The sequence below is a fragment of the Actinoplanes sp. NPDC049681 genome, assembly GCF_044465265.1.
Taxonomy (GTDB): Bacteria; Actinomycetota; Actinomycetes; order Mycobacteriales; family Micromonosporaceae; genus Actinoplanes.
This window is the reverse complement of record NZ_JBITLP010000002.1, coordinates 160763-179565: the sequence shown is the minus strand read 5'-3', so window position 1 is coordinate 179565 and position 18803 is coordinate 160763. Positions and strand designations below refer to the sequence as shown.

Genomic DNA, 18803 nt, shown 5'->3' with positions numbered 1-18803 from the left:
GATGGCGCCACCATCCCAGAAACCTGAGCGCTCCCGCCGGAGGCACAACTTGACCCAGGGCCGTGGCAACGACCGGCCGGTGCGCCGGCCGATGCCGGCCGGAGGCCGTCAGCAGGCCGAGCGCCGTCGGCCCGGCGCCGCGCTCGCGTGGCGCCTTAATTCAGAGAAGATCAATTCGGCAGTAGGGCTCTGATCACAGGCCCTGAGCCTAGCCGCTGGGTGCAGCGCGTAACGACACGGCTCAACAACACCGTCCGGATGTACGAGCGCCGAAGAATTAACCTGCCCGCCTCGCCGCTAGGGAGTGACCATGACGGTTGGCTTGCCGGGCGAAGCCCCGTGGAGCGCATACGCGGCTCAGCAGCGTTCGCTTCCGTTCGCACTCAAACAAGGAGAGGTGTCGAACATGGAATTCTTCTAACCGGTAGAAACAACAGGCCGAAAGTTCGAGTCGGACTGCGCGTCGAGGGCCAGTAGCTTGGTGGCTCATGACATCGTGGGTCGCCATTGACTTTGAAACCGCGAACGAACATCGGGGTAGCCCATGCTCGGTCGCCCTAGTGGCGGTCGAGAACAACAAGATCGTTCAAAGCTTCACCACTCATATCCAGCCACCCCCAACGCTCGCATACTTCTCACCATTCAATACTTTCTTGCACGGGATCACCGCCGAGGACGTGTGCAGCGCTCCCTCCTGGGCTGAGGCACTCGATCAGATCATTGACTTCATCGACGGTCGGACCGTCGTCGCCCACAACGCCTCTTTCGACATGGGTGTCATTCGCAGCGCGTGTGACCAAATGGGTGTGCGCTGGCCAGACCTCGCGTATGCATGCACGATGGTCATCGCACGACGTACTTGGTCCCTGCTCTCTTACTCTTTGCCATGGGTGGCCGAAGCAGCCGAACATGAACTGCTCGACCACCACGACGCCACAGCCGACGCGGCCGCGGCCGCTGCGATAGCCATTGCAGCTCAACAGCTCCATGACACACCCACCCTGGCCGACCTGCTCCACCGGCTCGGAGTCAGGTTCGGCGAGCTGACTGGTGAGCGGTGGTCTGGTTGCCGACTAATCCAAGCATCGCGGCCACGGCCGGCCTTACCTGGAGCGAATCCGCGCGCTGACCCAGACGGGCCTCTCTACGGACTTACTATCTGCCTCACCGGCACACTGACCAGTATGACGCGGGATACGGCTCATGCTCTGGTGGCCGAAGCGGGCGGCCAGCCAGTGCCAGGAGTCTCGAAGAAGACCAACATTCTCGTTATTGGCGAGCAAGACCCCCGCCGTTTTACGCCAGGAGCGGCGATGAGCAGCAAACACCAAAAGGCCGCTGCGCTGCTCAGCTCCGGACATCCGATCGAAGTGATCGCCGAACCCGACTTCCTCCAGCGGCTCGCAGCCACCGAGGGCGTGGATCTTACGGTAGGTCGGCACTGATCGCTGCAGCATCGCCGCCTTGCCGTGGCTGTCTCGTCCCGTGGCCCGCGGTGGCAGCAACAACCCTCATCGGCCCCGCGGCGGCCGCCGTAACTGCTGCCTCCTTCTCCGTCGTGCCGGCCACCACCGACACAGCGCACCTCGGACGCGTATCTCTTGCGGCGCTTGGCCGTCCGTTGTCGGAGCATCTGTTGTCACACAGCTTGTCACCCGGCGGACAGCCGCCGGCCCCAGCGGACGGCTTCTCCCTTAACGACTCCGGGCCGCCTCAACGAGAGTCGGCAATGAGTGATCACGCCACCGGTCTACATCGGCAGAAGTTGCCTGAACGGCCAGGTCCGCAGAGACGCGAGGCGCGGTTATATGACTGTCCACTCTCCAACCTGAGCCAGCAGACTTCCAATTGAACCAAGGTTAGGCGCGATGGCTGAAGATCGACTCCGGGAAGAGAACGGTATCGTCCGGCACGACAATGTTCCTCGCCAACAGAGCAATCGTGACCCCGACTATCCTACAAGGGCAGAAGGGCCGCCATATCCTACTCCCGAGTCGGCTATTAAGTGGGTTGGTTCGAATGCCGAATTGGAAGCCCGAGCGCTTCGCCGCAAGCGCTGGCGCACAGCTGCAGCGTTGCTCATAGCGGGCTTTTTGCTTGCAAGCGCGGGCGTTAGTCTCGATCGGCACGACCCGAGTCCATGGATCATGGTGCCTGCGATCGTGATATTGTATGTCGCTGCCATTGTTTGGGTGGAGGGCAGTGCTCGGTATGGCCGTGACCGGCGCAAGTTCGCGTACCAGCAGGAAGCGCTCCACGAAGCTAACCTGGCTCGAGCGGTTGCCCGCCTAGAGGACCAGTTAAGCCTGGCCAATCTATTCGGTTTAAATAGAACCGTTATGGACGAGTATCATAGGATTACTAAGCAACAGGCGGAGCGTTCGTTTCGAAATAGCCAAGTTGCTATGGGCCTAGGTTTCCTCGCCCTAATCGGCGGCGCTTGCGTTGCATTGGCTCCGACGCAGGTAGAGACGAAGATCGCCGTAGCCGGACTATCCGCCGTCGGATCCTTAATGGCAGGCTTCATAAGCAAGACATTTCTCAGATCACATCAAATATCAATCAAGCAGCTCAACACTTTTTTCCGGGAGCCGCTTGTCAATAGCTACCTACTCACTGCAGAGAGACTTTCTCAACAGCTGAATGGCGGCGCGAGGGAAGACGCGCAAGTTCAGATTATTACCCAAGCTATTGCATCAGCTCGGCGGGCAGAGGCGGGGGAAACTTCAACTCCAGACGACGGCTCGGGAGAGACTACCCGTAAACGTAGATCATCACGCAGGCGGCCAGCGACGACAGCCAAAGGCGGTCCGGCAGGTCCTCGGTCGCAACTGGCGACTCAACCAAATACCGAAAGCGCAGGATCGGCTAACTAAATGCCTGGGAACCTGCGACCCCTTGATCCCCAGGCAACCAACTGCCTCAGGCTTCCTTGGCCCACTGACCCACTGAGTTGCCGTTCCAGTCCGTCAACGTCCCTGGCTGTCCGCCGGGATGAGGAGTGGTCGTCACTCAGCTAGTCACTCGAGGCTCGATCGTCTATCGATGAATGGCTGGCGCAGCGCCGGCGATAGCGCGGGAATGACCTCACGTCTAAACCGGCCCTTCATCTGGAAGTCTGCCGTCAGCTTGAGTTTGTGCACCCGCAAAGCGTGGTACTGCGGATTGATGCGCATCTCCATAATGGCGCCAAGCTTTTGGATCGCCGCGACCGCGGATTCCAGGCGCTTCTTGGCAGTCGAGATGTTGCCTGAGCGCAGGGAGCGGATGCAGTTGTCAGCCTCGGCGTTGTAGGCACGCAGCATGAGCTTGGACAGGTCCGCCACCATCCCTCGGCCCTTCGCCAGGGAGCCGGAGAAGGTGAACATGTCACACGGCGGCCGGTGAAGGCCACGGTGGGTCGGGTTCCACCCGGCCGGGGGGATTGCAGCCAGCTGACGGCTGAGGCCAGCCAGGAGGTGGGTTAACTGGAGGTGCGTTAAACCGCACGCTGCCTGCCCCGCACACGGGCGCCGGCGCTGGTGTCTGCCGGCACGAGGTCGAATGAAGACTTCGACAGCGCTGCCCTTAGATGGCCAAGCGTCGCCCACGGCACGACGTTGGCGAGGTCGAAGGTAGTGAAAGTGTCGCGGTCCGCTGCCACGACTGGACCGGGCCGCGATTCAGGCTGATGCGGACTATGTGCGGACTGAGAGCGATGGTCCGGCCCTCGACGCTGTGCGGCCAAACCGTCGGCCGAGGGCATGACCTGCGAAAAGCGAGAGTGGGGCGGGCGGGACTCGAACCCGCGACCGAGGGATTATGAGTCCCCTGCTCTAACCCACTGAGCTACCGCCCCCGTACCGGCGGCGATCCTATCCCGCCCCGTCCAACCCAAGCCAGCGATCTACTGCTCGTCGCCCCGTGATGGGGCGTCCGTCACCTGCTGCCCCGTGTCGTCCACCAGCCCCGGCGCCATGCTGCCGCCGTGCGCCTCCTGCGCCGGGTGCTCCTCCTGCGGATCACCGGCAGTCGGGCGCTCTTCGTTTTCTCGTACTGTTTTTTCGTCCATACAGCGCCATTACCCGCGGATGGCGGGGCTCAACGTGCTGCGCCTGCCAGGGCGCCGAGGGATGTCAGGACTGCTCCGGCCGTGCGCCAGCCGCCGGCCAGCGCGCCCTGGATCGAGGGGCTGTCCCGGTGGTCTCCTGCTACGAAGAGGCCGTCGCCGAGGTCGACCGCCTTGCGCAGGCGGGACTGCGGTACGGGGGCCGCCGGGAGGGCGTGCGGGATCGGGACCACCTCGAGGAGGTCCCAGTCGTCGGTGGGTACGCCGTACATGCGGGCCAGTTCCACCCGGACGACCGTCTCCGAGGCTCCCGAGGGCGCCGCCACGCCCACTGTCGAGGCGGCGATCAGCGATTTGCCGGCCGGCGCGTATTCCGGGGCCGCGTTGGAGACAACGATGCTGTTGGCCACGATCTCGCGGCGGTCGCCGTCGAGGAGGAGGGTCGGTTCGTCGATGGGCGCGTGCGCCGCGCCGAAGTAATAGGTGGTGAGGCCGTGCATGTCGGGGCGGGGCAGCGCCGGCAGGAGCTCCGAGGCGGTGACCGGGTCGGTCGCCACGATCACCGCACGGCAGCGGATCTCGCCGCCCTCCGTGACGACCCGGCCGGGTGCGACAGCCAGGGTCCGTGCGTTGACCAGCAGCTGCGGGTACGGCAGCGGCCCCGCCACCGCGGCCGGCAGCATGGCCATCCCGTTCGCGGGCACCCCGATCCGCCCTCGGGCGAACGACCGGAGGACCATCGCGAGCACGTGGCTGGAGGTGTCGAGGGCGCGGTCGGCGAAGACGCCGGACAGGAACGGCCGCAGCACCTCCTCGATGATCCGGTGGGACAACCCGGCCTTGCGGAGGGCCTCCTGCGTCGTCATCTCCGGCCCGTCGAGCAGCCGGGCCGGCGGGTACGTCGCGCAGCGGGTGGCCAGCGCCGCGAACTTGAGGCGGTCGGCGAGCGAGCCCACGCCGCTGTTGAGTGCCTGCGGGGCGGCCTTCGGGTCGCGGAGCGGATTCTCCAGCCGGTGCAGCCGGCCGCCGCGGCGCACGAGCACGCCGGGGGTGAAGTAGCGCATCTCCAGCGCGTCGATGTCGACCAGCGCCGGAACCCTGGGGTACGCCGTGTTGAGCACCTGGAACCCGCGGTCGAGGCGCCAGCCGTCGACGACGTCGGTGGCGACCCGGCCGCCGATGCGGTCGCTCGCCTCGACGAGCAGCCATTCGACGCCGGCCCGGTCCAGCCGCCGGGCAGCAGCCAGCCCGGCAAGACCGCCGCCGACGATGACGACGTCCACCTCTACCGGCTGCGACACGGGCACCTCACAGGAGGACAAACAACGCAGGCCCCAGCCTAACGGCGTACGCCGCCCGGGGCAGGAGAAAAGTGAACCCTGGTTGCGGGGCAGAATCGGCCGGTGACGATCGAGACGAGGATGCTGCCACCGGAGCAGGCCTCCGACACCCGCCTGCTCGCCGAGCTCACCGCGATGACCAACCAGGCCTACGCCGAGGGTGAGAAGGGCCTCTGGTCCGACGGCACCGCGCGGATCACCTCCCCCGAGATGGCTGAGCTGATCGCTTCGGGCCAGATCGCGGTGGGCCGGCTCGACGGCGAACCCGTGGGTCTCGTACGCGTCCAGCAGCTCAACCCCACCCTCGGCGAGCTCGGCCTGCTGGTCGCCGCCGCCGAGCACAAGGGCACCGGGGTCGGGCGCGAGCTCGTCCGCTTCGCGGAGTCGCGCGCGACGGGGTGGGGGGCGCAGACCATGCAGCTCGAACTGCTCGTGCCGGAGGTGGGCACGCACCCGGTCAAGGAGTTCCTGCGCGCCTGGTACACCCGGCGCGGCTATCGGGTCGTCGGCAGCGGGGACGTGGCGGAGGCGCATCCGGCCCTTGCTCCCCTGCTGGCCGTTCCCTGCCGCTTCCTGGTTTTCCACAAGGAGCTGGAACGGCCCTAGGGGAGGTGGGGAATGGTGCGGAGGTTGGCGATCAGCGGGTACGGGCTGAGGTCGAGCCAGGACCACGGATTGATGAGCCCGATGACGGCGATCGCGGTGCCGGCGGCGAACGCGATGAAGAAGGGGATTCGCAGTCGCCCGGCCAGGGACGGATACAGGAAGAAGAACAGCAACGGCAGCAGGGGTACGAACCAGCGGATGCTGTAGCTCCAGCCGCTGTAGTTGTGGGAGTAGAGCAGGTAGTACGCGACGATCGGCACTGTCACGAGGCACACGACCCGCGCCTCGCGGAAGAACGGGCGCTTGGTGGCGAGCTCGCGCAGCAGCAGCGGTACGGCCAGGAACAACAGCGGGTTGTAGAGCAGGAATCCGCGTTTGCCGACGAGGCAGTGGAAGGCGTATTCGGCGAGGAACGCGCCCCGGTTCATGCCGGCGCCGGTGAGTGCGGTGGGCTTCCACGGCGTACCCGGGTATTGGAAGTAGGCCGGGACCAGCTGGACCGGGACCAGGCTGCCGGAGATGCGGTAGTTGACCCACAGCGCCGGGAGCGCGGTGAGCGGGAGCGGAAGCAGATACCAGCCCGCGTGGGTGCGCAGGCGGGGGTCGGCGAGCACGTACAGGAGGAAGCCGCCGAGGACGGCCAGGATTGGTACGTCGGAGCCGCCGGCCAGGGCGAAGAAGAGCCCGGCGGCGAAGAGGCTGCGGGCCGTGCGGATGCCTTCCCGGGCCCGCATGAGGAAGGAGAAGCCGATGGCCACCCACGATGCTGCCAGTGAATGGTTGTTGAACGTCGCCGACCAGGTGAAGTACAGCGAACCGACGCCCAGCGCGAGGGTGAGCCAGATCCGCTTGCGGTCGGTGAGCGGAGTGATCGCCAGGGTCCGGTAGAAGGCGATCAGGCCCGCCAGCCAGAACGCTTTGACGGTGAGCAGCGTGATGACGTAGTAGGCGATGTTCCAGCCGTAGCCGAGCTTGAGTCCGAGCGCCGACAGCGGCAGGTAGACGATGGCGCCGATCAGCGACGGCACCGCGAGCTTGTCCGAGTAGAAGTGCCCGTCGATGAAGACCTTGTCGCCGGTGCGGTGGAAGACGGACCGGTCGATCGAGAAGGTGTGGAAGTCGACCAGGGATTGGACGGTCGCCATCCGGCTGGCGTCGCTCCAGCTGGTGACGGTCGGCAGGACGGTCAGGATACCCAGGACACCGAGGGCCATGAAGATCCACTTGGCGTGCCGGGACACCATCCGGGCATGATAGCCGTCACCCGCGCGAAGGTTGATCAGGGCAGGGTGAAGCGTTCGACCATCGTGCGCATGTCGTGCGAGGTGTCCCGGAGCGACTCCGCGAGCTGCTGGGTGCGGTCCGCCCGCGCCGAGGCGTTGCGCGCCGCGCCCGCGACGCCCGTCACGCCCTCCGCGATCTCCGAGCTGCTGCCCGCCGCGTCGGCGATGCCCCGGCCGATCTCCTCGGTCACCGCCGTCTGCTCCTCCACCGCGGCCGCGATGGTGTTCTGCAGGGAGCTGACCTCAGCGATGATGCCGTTGATCTTGTTGATCGCCTCGACCGCGTCGCCGCTCTCGGCCTGGATGGCCGCGACCCGACGGCCGATGTCCTCCGTCGCGTCCGACGTCTGCTGGGCCAGGGCCTTGACCTCGCCCGCGACGACGGCGAAGCCCTTGCCGCTCTCGCCCGCCCGGGCGGCCTCGATGGTGGCGTTGAGCGCGAGCAGGTTGGTCTGGGCGGCGATGGCGGCGATCGTACGCACCACGTCGTGGATGGCCGTGCTGCTCTCCCCCAGCCGGCCGACAACCTCGTTGGTGTGCGCGGCGACCGTGACGCCGTTGCCGGACACCCGGGCGGCCTCGGAGGCGCTGCGGGCGATCTCGCCGATGCTGCCGCCCATCTCCTCGATGCCCGCGGCCACCGACTGCATCGTGCTGCTGACCTGGCCCGCGGCCGACGACACGACGCCGGCCTGGGCGGAGGTGGACGAGGCGTCGCCGCCGAGCTCGCGGCTGACCGCCGTCAGCTCCTCCGCCGAGCGGCTGAGGTCCGCCGCGCTCGTGCTCATGCCGCCGACGGCCTCCGCCAGGATGTCCGTCATCCGGTTCAGGCCCTCGGCGATCCGGCCGACCTCATCGCGGCCGTCGACCGGCATGCGGGTGCTCAGGTCGCGGGCGACGAGGCGGTTCAGGAAAGCCAGGGTCTCGCGCAGCGGCCGGGTGACGGCCAGCGAGACCCAGAACACGACCAGCGACACCACGAGGATCGAGACGACGCCCACCGTCAGTTGCCGGCGCAGGAAGGCGTCGAACTGGGCGTCCGTCAGCGTGTCCCGCGTGAAGATCATCGCCGCGACGGTCTGGATCGCCACCACGAGGGCGCTGAGGCTGGTCGCGAGGGTCATGAGCAGGGCGCGCAGGCTGGGGAAGAGCCGCCAGACGCGGTTGAGGCCCGAGTTCGAAGCGGGAGAGGTCACGACTGGCCTATCGGCACGGGCGGGGGAACAGCTGAACCACCGGCCGCCACCCACCGCCCAACAGGAAGATCCCGGGCACGAAGAGCACGTTGCAAAGCAGCGCGACGAGCAGCCACCGGCTCCACGCCGTGCCGCCCGCCGCGACCACCGGCGCCGCGACCAGCACTCCCACGATCATGACCCGGACCACCAGGCCGAACGCGCCCCACGCCGTGGCCTGCAGGTCCGGCCGCAGGTCCTCCACATCCTCGGAGAAGAGCGCCATCCAGGGCCCGAACGTGACCGCCGTGGCGATGCCGAGAAGGGCACCGATCCCGACCAGGTGCGCGAGGCCCGCCCGGCCGCCGTCGACCAGGACGACGAAGTACGCCATGACGGCGACCCCGCCGACCGCACCGGCGAGGATGACGGGCTTGCGCGCCTGCAGGCGGTCGGAGAGCCGGCCGGCCGCCACAAGCGCGACCATGGTGGCTCCCCAGGTGGCGGCCATGACGACCGCCGCCTCGCCGGCCGTCACCCGGAACGCCTGCACCAGCAGCGTCGCGCCGAAGATGTTCAGCGTCCAGTACCAGACGAGCCACAGGGTGATGCCGAGAAGGTGGGCCCAGAAGACCCGGTACGCCAGGAGGCCCCGGGTGAGGCGCAGGTCGGCCGCGGCACCGTCCGGAAGCGCCATGTCCGGTTCCGAGGTGATCACCCGCGCCCGGAGCCGCGGGGAAAGATCCGCGATGAAGGCCACGACGACGACGCAGCACGCCACCGCGATGGATCCCATGATGACGATCTGTGACCGCCAGCTCGCCAACAGCGGCAGTGTCACGCCCGCGATGCCGGCGGCCAGGAAGTTGGCCCCGATCGACCCCCAGGTCCAGAACCCGTACGCGGTTGCCCGCCCCAGCCGCGGCGAGAAGTCCCGGACCAGGCCGGCGGTCGTCGTGATCGCGGCGCCCTCGACGAACAGCAGCAGGCAGCGCACCAACAGGAACTGCGCCGGTGTGTGCACCAGTACGGTCGCGAAGGTGCACACGGCAGCGAGCAGCAGCGCCGGCACGAGCAGGGGGACGCGGCCGTACCGGTCGGCCAGCCGGCCACCGACCGCGGCCGAGACGCCGCCCACGGCCACGGCCAGCGCGCCGATGAGGCCGTAGGTCGTCAGCGACATGCCGAGGTCGTCGAGCAGCAGCGGCACCACGGGCGAGATCTCGCCCTCGAAATTGACGATGAGGCCGGCCAGGACGGCCATGAGCAGATAACGCAGCCGCCGGGCACCGGTCGGGTACTGCGCCAGTTCACGCGCGTAGAAGAGTCGCATCACCGGCCGAACCGCATGGCACCGTCGGCCAACGGACCGTGCCGCAGTTTCAGCACGTCGTGCGCGTAGCTCATGCCCAGCTGCCACGGGTACCGGGAGCCGGCCTTGGGGAAATCGTCGATCGAACGCAGCACGTAGCCGGCCTGGAAGTCGAGCAGCGGCTGCTCGGTGACGGTCGGGTCGTCGTTCGCCGGTACGCACCAGGCGAGGCCGTGGCGGTCCATGTAGCGCAGGAGCCGCACGACGTACTCGCCGACCAGGTCCGCCTTGAGCGTCCAGGAGGCGTTGGTGTAACCGACCGTGAAGGCGAGGTTCGGTACGCCGCTGAGCATCATGCCCTTGTACGCCATCGTCTCGGGCAGCGCGACCTCCCGGCCGTCGACGGCGAGCGTGATGCCGCCGAAGGCGAGAAGCTGCAGGCCGGTGGCAGTGACGACGATGTCCGCCTCGAGCTGGTCGCCGGATTCCAGCCGCAGTCCGGCCGCGGTGAATTCCGCGATGCGATCGGTGCGCACGGATGCGCGGCCCCGGCGGATCGCGGCGAAGAGGTCACCGTCGGGTACGAAGCACAGCCGCTGATCCCACGGCCGGTAACGCGGACGGAAGTGCGTGTCCACGGCGTACCCCGGAGGCAGCTGGCGGACCGCCGCCCGCCGCAGCATCGCTCTGACGAGCTCGGGACGCCGCCGGCTGAGCTGGTACACCAGCGTGCTGATGGTGACGTTCTTCCATCGGACGACCGGGTACGCGCGCCGGGCCCCGATCAGGCGGCGCAGCCTGTTCGCGATCGGGTCCTCGGCCGGCAACGTCATGACGTACGTGGGTGAGCGCTGGAGCATCGTCACGTGTGCCGCACGCTCCGCCATCGCGGGTACGAGTGTGACCGCCGTCGCGCCGCTGCCGATGACCACGACGTTCTTGCCGGTGTGGTCGAGGTCCTGCGGCCAGTGCTGGGGGTGGACGACTTTGCCGCCGTACCGTTCGATGCCGGGCAGGTCCGGCGTGTAGCCCGCGTCGTAGCGGTAGTAGCCGGTGCAGAGGTAGAGGAAGTGACTGGTCAGCCGCAGAGTTTCGCCACGGTGGACGACTTCCACGGTCCAGCGGGCGTCGGCGGTGGACCATGCGGCGCGTGTCGTCCGGTGTCCGAAGCGGATGTGCCGGTCGATGCCGGATTCGGCCGCGGTGGCGCGGATGTAGTCGAGGATGGCGGGCCCGTCGGCGATGGCCCGGGCCTGGGTCCACGGCCGGAACCGGTAGCCGAGCGTGTGCATGTCGGAGTCGGATCGCACGCCCGGATAGCGGAAGAGGTCCCAGGTGCCGCCGATCGCGTCGCGCGCCTCGAGGATCGCGTACGTGCGGCCGGGGAAGGCTGTCTGCAGATGGTGCGCCGCGCCGATGCCGGACAGCCCGGCACCGACGATGAGCACGTCCAGGTGTTCCGTCATGACAGCGCCGTGGCCGTTCGGCGGCGCACGACCGCGCGGCCTCCCCGGGCGGGAGCGTTGGCCACGCCGCGCGAATGCCACCGCTCGTCGGGCTCGCCGGTCGGTACCAGGGTGACGTCCCGCAGCATCGTCCGCAGCACGACGCTCAGCTCCATGTTGGCGAACGCGGCGCCGAGGCAGCGCCGGACACCGCCGCCGAAGGGGATCCACCGGTACAGGTCCGGCCGGACGTCGAGGAACCGGGTGGGATCGAACGTGTGCGCGTCCGGGAACACCGATTCGTCGTCGTGGATGAGGGCGACGCTGACCACCACGGCGTACCCCTTGGGCACGGTCCACCGGCCCACCCGGAAGCCGTCGACCCGGACCTGGCGGCCCACCAGGTCGATCACGGGGCGGGTCCGCTCGACCTCCAGGATCGTCGCTTCGCGCAGCGCGCTCCCGCCGGCGTCCACCTCGTCGACGAGGGCGTCCAGGACCGCCGGGTGGCGGCGCAGCCGCTCGACCGCCCAGGCGAGGGTCGTCGCGGTCGTCTCGTGCCCGGCGGCGAGCAGTGTGAGCAGCTGGTCGGCGATGTCGGCGCGGCTCAGCCCGGTGCCGTCGTCGTAGCGGCTGCGCAGCATCAGTGCGAGGATGTCGTCGTGCTCGTCGAGGGCGTCGTCCCGCTCCGCCTCGGTGATCAGGCGCGCCACGATCGCGTCGTAGTCGCGGCGCATCGCCCGGAACCGGGCCCAGGGACCCCGTCGTCCGAGGCCGGTCCGCGGCTCGGGCAGCACGGTCAGCCAGGAGCCGAGCCGGATCATTCGCGGCAGCAGCTCGCGCAGCTCGGCGAAAGCGGTGCCGTCGGCGCCGAACACCGCGCGCAGGATGACGTTCAGGGTGATCCGGGTCATCGACGGCAGGGTGGCGAAAGCGCGGCCTTGCGGCCAGGACGCCAGCTCGCGCGCCGTCTCCTCCTCGACGATCTTTTCGTACGCGGTGAGCCGGCGGCCGTGGAACGGCGGGGCGAGCACCTTGCGCTGCCGCCGGTGCTCCTCGCCGGCGAGCGCGAACAGCGATCCCGGCCCGAGCACGCGCCCGAGATTCCGGTCGGGTTTGTCCGCGGCGTCGGCGCCGGCCAAGAAGAGTTGCTTGACCTCGGCGGGGTCGCTGATGACCAGGGCTCGCCCGTACGGCGGGACGTCGATCGTGAAGGCGTCGCCGTAGCGGTCGCGCATCCGGTGCATCCCGCGCCGGGGACTGGTCAGAGCGCGGAGGGCCTGCACGAACTGGGGAGTCGTCGGACCTGGAGGAAGTGTGACGGCTGGCATCTGACACCACCTTCTTCGCCTGGTACGCGGACGTACCAGGGTCACGGTACGCTTACGTACCGCGGCGAACAAGGGCTGAGGGGTATGGCGTGACCACGGTGCAGCACCAAGCGTCGGAACCCGTACGGGAGGAGTCCGGCGACTACCGCGGGCGGCTGCTGGACGGGCTGGCCGCGTCGATCATGGAGGTCGGGTATCGCAACACGACGGTCGCCGACATCGTGCGGCGGGCGCGTACCTCCCGGCGTACCTTCTATGCGCACTTCCCGGACCGCGAAGCGTGCTTCGTCGCGCTGCTCGGCGACGCGAACGCGGAGATGATCGACCAGGTCTCCGCCGCCGTGGACCAGGCCGCACCGTGGACGAGCCAGGTGCGGCAGGCCGTCGAGGCCTGGATCGCCTGCGCCGAATCGCGGCCGGCGATCACTCTCAGCTGGATCCGGGAGGTGCCGTCGCTCGGTGCGGCGGCGCGGGACCTGCAGCGCGAGCACCTGGAGGGCTTCATCACCATGATCCAGACGCTGTGCGCCACTCCGGCCTGGAGCGCCGTCCGCAGCGGCCCGGTGTCCCGCCAGCTCGCGACCATGCTGCTCGGCGGCCTCCGCGAGCTGATCGCCACGACCGTGGAGGACGGCGGACGCCCGAGCGACACGACCGAGGTCGCCATCCAGGCCTGCATCGCCCTGCTCGGGAGCTCGAACCGGTAGCCACCCCACGCCTCGACCCGTATGTGGCACGCCGCCGCTGCCCGGGCGGACTACGATCGGACCATGCCAGGTACGGACGGAGCAGAGGCGCGCGCCCAGCAGGATGCCGACATGCGGCGACTGGCCCGGAGCCTGCACCATGCCGCGTCGGCCGCCGGCCGGAGCGAGATCGTCAGCCTCGTCGACGAGGTCATCGTGCTGCTCGACCGGCCCGAGGGCCCGGTCTCGACCGTCGATCACGACGCCGAGGACCGGGGCTCGCACACCGCTCTGCGCCTGATCGATCGGGTCCTGCAGGGCATCCCGCTCTAGCGGTCCTCTTCCCGGCGTTCAGGTCGCATTCCGGGAAGTCCTAGGTCGCCGCCCGGGCATGTCCACCTTCGCGGTGACGGACTCAGGGAATGGGAAGCGTGTCGATGTCCGCGAGGACGATCTTCCGGTCCTCGGCATCGACGACGGCCTCCGCGAGCGCCACGGCCCGGCTGCGCGAGTCGCGCGCCGCCTCGAGGTCGCCCGCGACGGCCTGAGCCCGGGCCAGCCCCTCATGCGCGCTCGCCACCAGCCAGGCGTCCGTCCCGGGACGGCCGGCGTAGGTCAGGCAGCGCCGGGCGTGGTAGAGCGCCGGCTCGGCGCGGCCGAGCGTGGCGTAGACCCGGGAGCACTGCCACTCCCCGATCGCCCGGTTCTGGTCGTCGCCGGCGGCGTCCCAGTGGTACCTCGAGGCGTGGGCCATGTGGATCATGCGCTCGTCCTCCTCGGGCGAGCGGGACTCCTTGCCGAGCAGGGTCCAGGTGCGGTTGAAGAGCGTACGCGCCAGCTCACGCTCGTCGATCAGGTTGGGCGGCTCGGGCTCGCTCATCGCCATGGTGGTTCCCCGTTCGTCGTCGAGCAGGTGGTCGAGGGAGTGCAAGGCTCGCAGGATCCGGTCGTGGCGGGCCTGCAACGCCGCACGGTGCCGGGTGAGGAGACGTCGCGCCTCCCCGTCGCCGGCCCCGGCCAGCAGGGCCCGGATGGCGTCCAGTGGCACGTCGAGCGCACGCAACCGGGCGATGGTGAGCGCCGTGGCGACCTGGCCCTCGGCGTACCACCGGTAGCCGTCCTCCGAGACGACCTGCGGCGCGAACAGGCCCAGGCGGTCGTAGTGCCGCAGCGCCTTGGTGGTGAGGCCGGCACGGCGGGCAACCTCTCCCACCGACAGCATCCCGGACTCCCGCGCTCCCATGCCCATCACGCTACGAGGTTGCCGCGCGGCAAGGTCAACACCTCGTTTCAGCCCGCGCTCAGGCGCCCCAAAGCGCGGGGAGGCACTGTGGGCACCCTCGGACCACCGCCGGTGAAGGGCTGACACTCATGGCGTTCGTTGTTGCGGTAATCCCCACCACGCTGAGGCGCCAAGTGGTGGAGGAGGCGCTGCGGCGGGACGGGCACATGTGCGTGTTCTTCGGTGACGTTGCGACCGCTGTGGCGGAAGTGGCTGACGGGACCGCGGACCTGCTCCTCGTGGACGGCCTGCTCCCGGGCCTCAGCATCCTCCAGGTGTGCGACGCGATGTGGTCCCGGCCCGCGACCGCCGACATCCCGATCGTGGTCTGCGAGCCGCTCGGCCCGGACGGCGTGCCCGGGGACCGGCGGGTACGGCGTACCGCGCTGGAGCCCGAGGCGCTGGGGACCACGGTGACCGCCGCGCTCACGGCGGGTCCGGCGGGACGCGACCGGGTCCTGCTGGTGGAGGACGACGACGCGATCGCCGAGCCGCTGATCGACGGGCTCGCCCGCTACGGCATCCGGGCGGACCGGGTGTCGACCGGTACGGCGGCGCTCGCGGCCCCGCCGCCGAGCCTGGTGCTCCTCGATCTGGGGCTGCCCGACATGGACGGGCTGGAGGTGTGCCGCCGGCTGCGGTCCGCGCGCGACGTACCGGTGATCATGCTGACCGCCCGGGGTGACGAGACCGACCGGGTGGTGGGGCTGGAGCTCGGCGCGGACGATTACCTGGCCAAGCCGTTCAGCGTCCGGGAGCTCGTCGCCCGGATCCGGGCCGTGGGCCGTCGCACGTACGCGGGGCAGCTCGGATGACCAGCCGGCTGCTGGTGACGTACCTGACGTTCGCCTTCCTGATCGTCGTCGGCCTGGAGGTGCCGCTGGGTCTTCTCCAGCAGCGCAGCGAGCAGCACCAGGCGCTGGCCCAGCTGGAGCACGACGCCGAGGTGCTCGCGGTCGTGGTCGACGCGGACCTGCATCGGCACGACATCCCGCACGTCGATGCGCTGGCCCAGTCGGCCGCCCGGCGGCTGGGCGGCAGCGTGGAGATCGTCGACGCGCTCGGACGGGTGCTGGTGAGCACCCGGCCGGCGACCGAGGTCGCCACCGAGGACGCCGACATCCGGGCCGTTCTGCACGGGCAGGGCCGGGTGAGCTCGCGGATCGCGGGTTCGGCCGGGGCACACATGATCTCGGTGGCGGTGACCGTGCACCCGGGTGTGGTACCGCAGGGCGCCATCCGGGTCACCGTCCCGTCCACGGTCATCGACCGGCGGGTCCACCGGGTGTGGCTCATCCTGGCCACGGTCGGGGTTCTCGCCCTGGCCGCCGCCGCCCTGATCGCCGTCGCGCTGTCGCGGTGGATCAGCCGCCCGGTCCGTGCGCTGGAACAGGCCACCCGCAGCCTCGCCGATGACACCACATCCTCACCCCCGGTGTGCACCACCGCCGGGCCGCCCGAACTACGCCGGCTCGGGGCGACATTCGTGGCCACCGCCGAGCGGCTGCGCGGCCTGATCGCCTCCCAGCAGTCGTTCATCGGGCACGCCTCGCACCAGCTGAAGACCCCGCTGGCCGCGCTGCGGCTGCGCCTGGAGAACCTGGAACCGGACATCGCCCCGTCCGGGGACAAGAACCTGCGGGCGGCGCTGGTCGAGACCGACCGGCTGGCCCGCATGGTGGAGGCGCTGCTGGTGATGGCCCGCAGCGAACAGACCACCCTGCCCCGCGAACGCATCGATCTGGGTACGGCGGTCGCGCAACGCGTCTGCTTCTGGACGCCGCTGGCCACCAGCCGATCCGTCCGGCTGACCGCCTCGGGCCCCGCCGCGCACGTCTGGACGGTGTCCACCGCCGTCGACCAGATCCTCGACAATCTGCTGTCCAACGCCCTGCGCGCCACCCCGCCCGGCGGCACGGTCGCCATCTCGTGGCAGCCTTCCACCGGCGCTGACCCGACCGTACGGATCCAGGTCGCCGACGAGGGGCCCGGGTTGAGCGCCGAGCAGTGCGTACGAGCCATGGACCCGTTCTGGCGCGCACCGGGCAGCGGCAACGACGGCACCGGTCTCGGCCTGTCCCTCGTCCGCAAGCTCGCCGAAGCCAGCGGCGGCCAGGCCCGGCTCCGGCCGCGGGCCACGACCGGGCTCGACGCCATCGTCACCCTGCCCGGCGGCGCAGATCCGGAGCCCCCGCGGTGTGATCAGGATTTCCTGTCCGAGCGCGCACTCAACCCGGGAGGGCTGTCGCCGATCGGAACGCCATGACAACCCTGCGGCGCATCGGCACGTCGGTCGTCACGGCCGTCGGTATCACCCTCGCGGCATCCGGTTGCGCCGTGGTGACCGGCTCGGCGGCCGGCCCGTCCGCGTCCGCTGTCCCAGCGGTGGTGCCGAGCGGTTCCGCTGCCCCGCTGCCGGTACTCGTCGCCTCGACGCCGCCGCCGCGCTCCCCCGCTCCGGCCTTGAAGCAGACCGGGACCGCCTGGCCGGCGATCCTCGCGTCCCTCACCGGGTACGGCCAGTGGGCGCTCGCCAACCCGAACCCGGCGCTGGCCCGCACCATCGCGGAGCCGGGCTGCGCCATGTACAACCTCGTCTACGACCAGGCGAACGGCCTGCTGCGCGACAAGACCTACCTGCAGCCCGCCGCCGCGACGTTCGGTACGGTCGTCGGCCCGTCCCCGGCCCCCGGCAGCCCGGCCGGCGCACTCGGCAACAAGGTCGTTCTCGCCGTCACCGTCTCCCGGCCGGCCGAGCCGGTGCTGAGCCGCAGCGGAGCCGTCCGGATCGGCGCCTTCGACCAGCTGCCGCCGACCGCCCTGCAGATCACCCTGCTGAAGGGCGCCGACGGCCGGTGGCGGTTCTGCACGGTGGACGCGGAGTCGGACAGCGGCGCCGACGACGACCCGTCGGTGCCCCTGCTGTAGCGCGGGCGTCTTACGCCACACCGCATCTCATCCGGCGCCGGCCTCGGCACCGCGGAGCCAGTGGGACGCCGCGACGACCTCCAGGACGGCCAGGACGGCGATGACGGCGGCGGCGAGGATGTCACCGGGATAGTGCACACCCACCCACACCCGTGCGATCCCGACGATGAGGGCTGCCGCCGTGAAGGCGATGCCCCAGCCGCGGCTGAGGAAGGCGTAGATCCCGAACGCCAGCGCGAACGCTGCGGTCGCGTGGTCGCTGGGCAGCGATACTCCCGGCTCGTGCGCGATCAGCTGGTGGACGTGGTGGGTCTGGAACGGGCGCGGCTGGCCGCTGATGTGGGACAGGACGGTCGCGGCGGCGAACGTTAGGAACAGCGCCACACCGAGGCGGAACACGGGCAGCACCCGGCGCCGGTACAGGGCGATCCCGACGAGGACGGCCGACGCCGCGAAGATCAGGTAGATCAGCCGGGTCGCGGCGAACTCCATCACGTCGTCCAGGGCGTCGCTGCGCCCGGCCAGGTCGTTGATCAGGTGGAAGAGCCGGAAGTTCACCGGCGACACAGTGCCCGCCGAGCCCTAAGAAATCGCTGAAGAAGCGCGCAGGGCCCCGGCGGCGACGAGCTCCACGGTGACGCCGACCGCGATGGCCTCCACGGCCAGCAGCGCCACCAGGACCAGCAGTTGCGTGGCGCCCGCCTGCACCGCCGATCCGCCGCCGAGCAGCACGCCGACGAACGCGCCGGGCAGCGTGACGAGGCCGACCGTACGGGTCTGGTCCAGCGCGGGCACCAGGGCGCGGCCCGAGGTCGGGCGGCAGAGCTCCAGCGCCGCGTCGCGCGGCAGGAAGCCGAGCGCCAGGGCCGCCTCGTACTCGCCGTGCCGGGTGCGCAGCTCGTCGAGGGCCCGGCGGCCGGCCAGCGAGGTGGCGGTCATCGAGCCGCCGATGAGGATTCCCGCGATGGGCAGGACCGCCACCTCCGTCAGCGGCACGGTTCCCGCCGCGACGACGAGCACGCCGACCGGTACGACGCCGGCCACGATCGGCAGGATCGCCGACCGGCCCAGCCGCAGCGTGGTGATCCGGCGTGCCGAGGTGGCCGCCGCCACCAGCAGCATCAGCGTGATGAAGGCCGCCGTCGCCCACCACGACCGCAGGACCGCCGCGATCAGTACGGACACCGCGGCGAGCTGAAGGACCGCCCGCACCGAGGCGGTGACCACCGCACGGCTCACCCCGAGACCGCCGATCCGGGCCGCCACGACGGCGAGGAGGACGAGCCCCGCCAGGGCGGCGCCGAAGGGCAGGTCGATGGAGACGGCGGCCTTGGTCAACTGACTACTCCCCCGGCGCGAGGTGGACG

Annotated in this window: 18 protein-coding genes and 1 tRNA gene; 8 read left to right on the top strand and 11 right to left on the bottom strand. The window is 69.7% G+C overall.

The genetic code is table 11. The features are described from left to right. Positions 1-488 precede the first annotated feature (488 nt). Positions 489-1445: an exonuclease domain-containing protein gene (locus ACIBO8_RS06200; protein ID WP_396114045.1), complete on the top strand. Its 957-nt coding sequence runs from the start codon at positions 489-491 to the stop codon at positions 1443-1445. A 423-nt stretch (positions 1446-1868) separates the two neighbouring features. Continuing rightward, positions 1869-2876, top strand: a complete 1008-nt coding sequence (locus ACIBO8_RS06195; RefSeq protein WP_396114044.1) for a hypothetical protein — start codon at positions 1869-1871, stop codon at positions 2874-2876. A 144-nt stretch (positions 2877-3020) separates the two neighbouring features. Here ACIBO8_RS06195 and ACIBO8_RS06190 read toward each other — a convergent pair whose 3' ends face one another. The 3 genes from ACIBO8_RS06190 to ACIBO8_RS06180 form a co-directional block, all read right to left on the bottom strand. Beyond that, on the bottom strand, positions 3021-3368 hold the full coding sequence (locus ACIBO8_RS06190) for a DUF4041 domain-containing protein (protein ID WP_396114043.1): 348 nt from the start codon (positions 3366-3368) through the stop codon (positions 3021-3023). 396 nt (positions 3369-3764) lie between these two features. Next, a tRNA-Ile gene (locus tag ACIBO8_RS06185) sits at positions 3765-3838 on the bottom strand. A gap of 242 nt (positions 3839-4080) precedes the next feature. After that, positions 4081-5349, bottom strand: a complete 1269-nt coding sequence (locus ACIBO8_RS06180; protein WP_396114042.1) for an NAD(P)/FAD-dependent oxidoreductase — start codon at positions 5347-5349, stop codon at positions 4081-4083. A 102-nt stretch (positions 5350-5451) separates the two neighbouring features. On the opposite strand from ACIBO8_RS06180, the gene ACIBO8_RS06175 reads away from it, so the two are divergent. After that, on the top strand, positions 5452-5994 hold the full coding sequence (locus ACIBO8_RS06175; RefSeq protein WP_396114041.1) for a GNAT family N-acetyltransferase: 543 nt from the start codon (positions 5452-5454) through the stop codon (positions 5992-5994). On the opposite strand, the gene ACIBO8_RS06170 is transcribed toward ACIBO8_RS06175, so the two are convergent. Genes ACIBO8_RS06170 through ACIBO8_RS06150 form a run of 5 tightly spaced genes read right to left on the bottom strand, consistent with a single transcriptional unit; the run spans position 5991 to position 12540 of the window. Further along, positions 5991-7238 (bottom strand): hypothetical protein, encoded by a 1248-nt coding sequence (locus ACIBO8_RS06170; protein ID WP_396114040.1) that lies wholly within the window; start codon positions 7236-7238, stop codon positions 5991-5993. The two genes, ACIBO8_RS06175 and ACIBO8_RS06170, sit on opposite strands and share 4 nt — an antisense overlap. A 35-nt stretch (positions 7239-7273) precedes the next feature. After that, complete coding sequence (locus ACIBO8_RS06165) at positions 7274-8473, bottom strand: methyl-accepting chemotaxis protein (RefSeq protein WP_396114039.1); 1200 nt, start codon at positions 8471-8473, stop codon at positions 7274-7276. A gap of 7 nt (positions 8474-8480) precedes the next feature. Then, positions 8481-9785 carry an MFS transporter gene (locus ACIBO8_RS06160; protein ID WP_396114731.1) on the bottom strand — a complete coding sequence of 435 codons (1305 nt, stop codon included), beginning with the start codon at positions 9783-9785 and terminating at the stop codon, positions 8481-8483. Next, positions 9785-11230 (bottom strand): flavin-containing monooxygenase, encoded by a 1446-nt coding sequence (locus ACIBO8_RS06155; protein ID WP_396114038.1) that lies wholly within the window; start codon positions 11228-11230, stop codon positions 9785-9787. Before ACIBO8_RS06155 ends, ACIBO8_RS06160 begins: the two co-directional genes overlap by 1 nt. After that, the gene (locus ACIBO8_RS06150; RefSeq protein ID WP_396114037.1) at positions 11227-12540 is read right to left on the bottom strand and encodes a cytochrome P450; all 1314 of its coding nucleotides are present in this window, start codon (positions 12538-12540) and stop codon (positions 11227-11229) included. Before ACIBO8_RS06150 ends, ACIBO8_RS06155 begins: the two co-directional genes overlap by 4 nt. Before the next feature lie 89 nt (positions 12541-12629). On the opposite strand from ACIBO8_RS06150, the gene ACIBO8_RS06145 reads away from it, so the two are divergent. After that, the gene (locus ACIBO8_RS06145) at positions 12630-13247 is read left to right on the top strand and encodes a TetR/AcrR family transcriptional regulator (protein ID WP_396114036.1); all 618 of its coding nucleotides are present in this window, start codon (positions 12630-12632) and stop codon (positions 13245-13247) included. Between the two features lie 63 nt (positions 13248-13310). Further along, positions 13311-13559, top strand: a complete 249-nt coding sequence (locus ACIBO8_RS06140) for a hypothetical protein (protein ID WP_396114035.1) — start codon at positions 13311-13313, stop codon at positions 13557-13559. A gap of 82 nt (positions 13560-13641) precedes the next feature. On the opposite strand, the gene ACIBO8_RS06135 is transcribed toward ACIBO8_RS06140, so the two are convergent. Next, positions 13642-14469: a MerR family transcriptional regulator gene (locus ACIBO8_RS06135; RefSeq protein ID WP_396114034.1), complete on the bottom strand. Its 828-nt coding sequence runs from the start codon at positions 14467-14469 to the stop codon at positions 13642-13644. A gap of 128 nt (positions 14470-14597) precedes the next feature. Between ACIBO8_RS06135 and ACIBO8_RS06130 the strand changes: the two genes are divergently transcribed. Genes ACIBO8_RS06130 through ACIBO8_RS06120 form a run of 3 tightly spaced genes read left to right on the top strand, consistent with a single transcriptional unit; the run spans position 14598 to position 17436 of the window. Further along, entirely contained in the window at positions 14598-15323 is a 726-nt protein-coding gene (locus tag ACIBO8_RS06130) for a response regulator (RefSeq protein WP_396114033.1), read from the top strand. Then, on the top strand, positions 15320-16774 hold the full coding sequence (locus tag ACIBO8_RS06125; RefSeq protein WP_396114032.1) for a sensor histidine kinase: 1455 nt from the start codon (positions 15320-15322) through the stop codon (positions 16772-16774). Before ACIBO8_RS06130 ends, ACIBO8_RS06125 begins: the two co-directional genes overlap by 4 nt. Next, entirely contained in the window at positions 16771-17436 is a 666-nt protein-coding gene (locus tag ACIBO8_RS06120; protein ID WP_396114031.1) for a hypothetical protein, read from the top strand. The genes ACIBO8_RS06125 and ACIBO8_RS06120 overlap by 4 nt, the downstream gene beginning before the upstream one ends. A 27-nt stretch (positions 17437-17463) precedes the next feature. On the opposite strand, the gene ACIBO8_RS06115 is transcribed toward ACIBO8_RS06120, so the two are convergent. Both ACIBO8_RS06115 and ACIBO8_RS06110 read right to left on the bottom strand, forming a co-directional pair. After that, a complete protein-coding gene (locus ACIBO8_RS06115; protein ID WP_396114030.1) occupies positions 17464-17994 on the bottom strand; it encodes a phosphatase PAP2 family protein in 531 nt (176 codons plus the stop codon). A gap of 24 nt (positions 17995-18018) precedes the next feature. Further along, entirely contained in the window at positions 18019-18774 is a 756-nt protein-coding gene (locus tag ACIBO8_RS06110; RefSeq protein ID WP_396114029.1) for an ABC transporter permease, read from the bottom strand. Between the last annotated feature and the right edge of the window lie 29 nt (positions 18775-18803).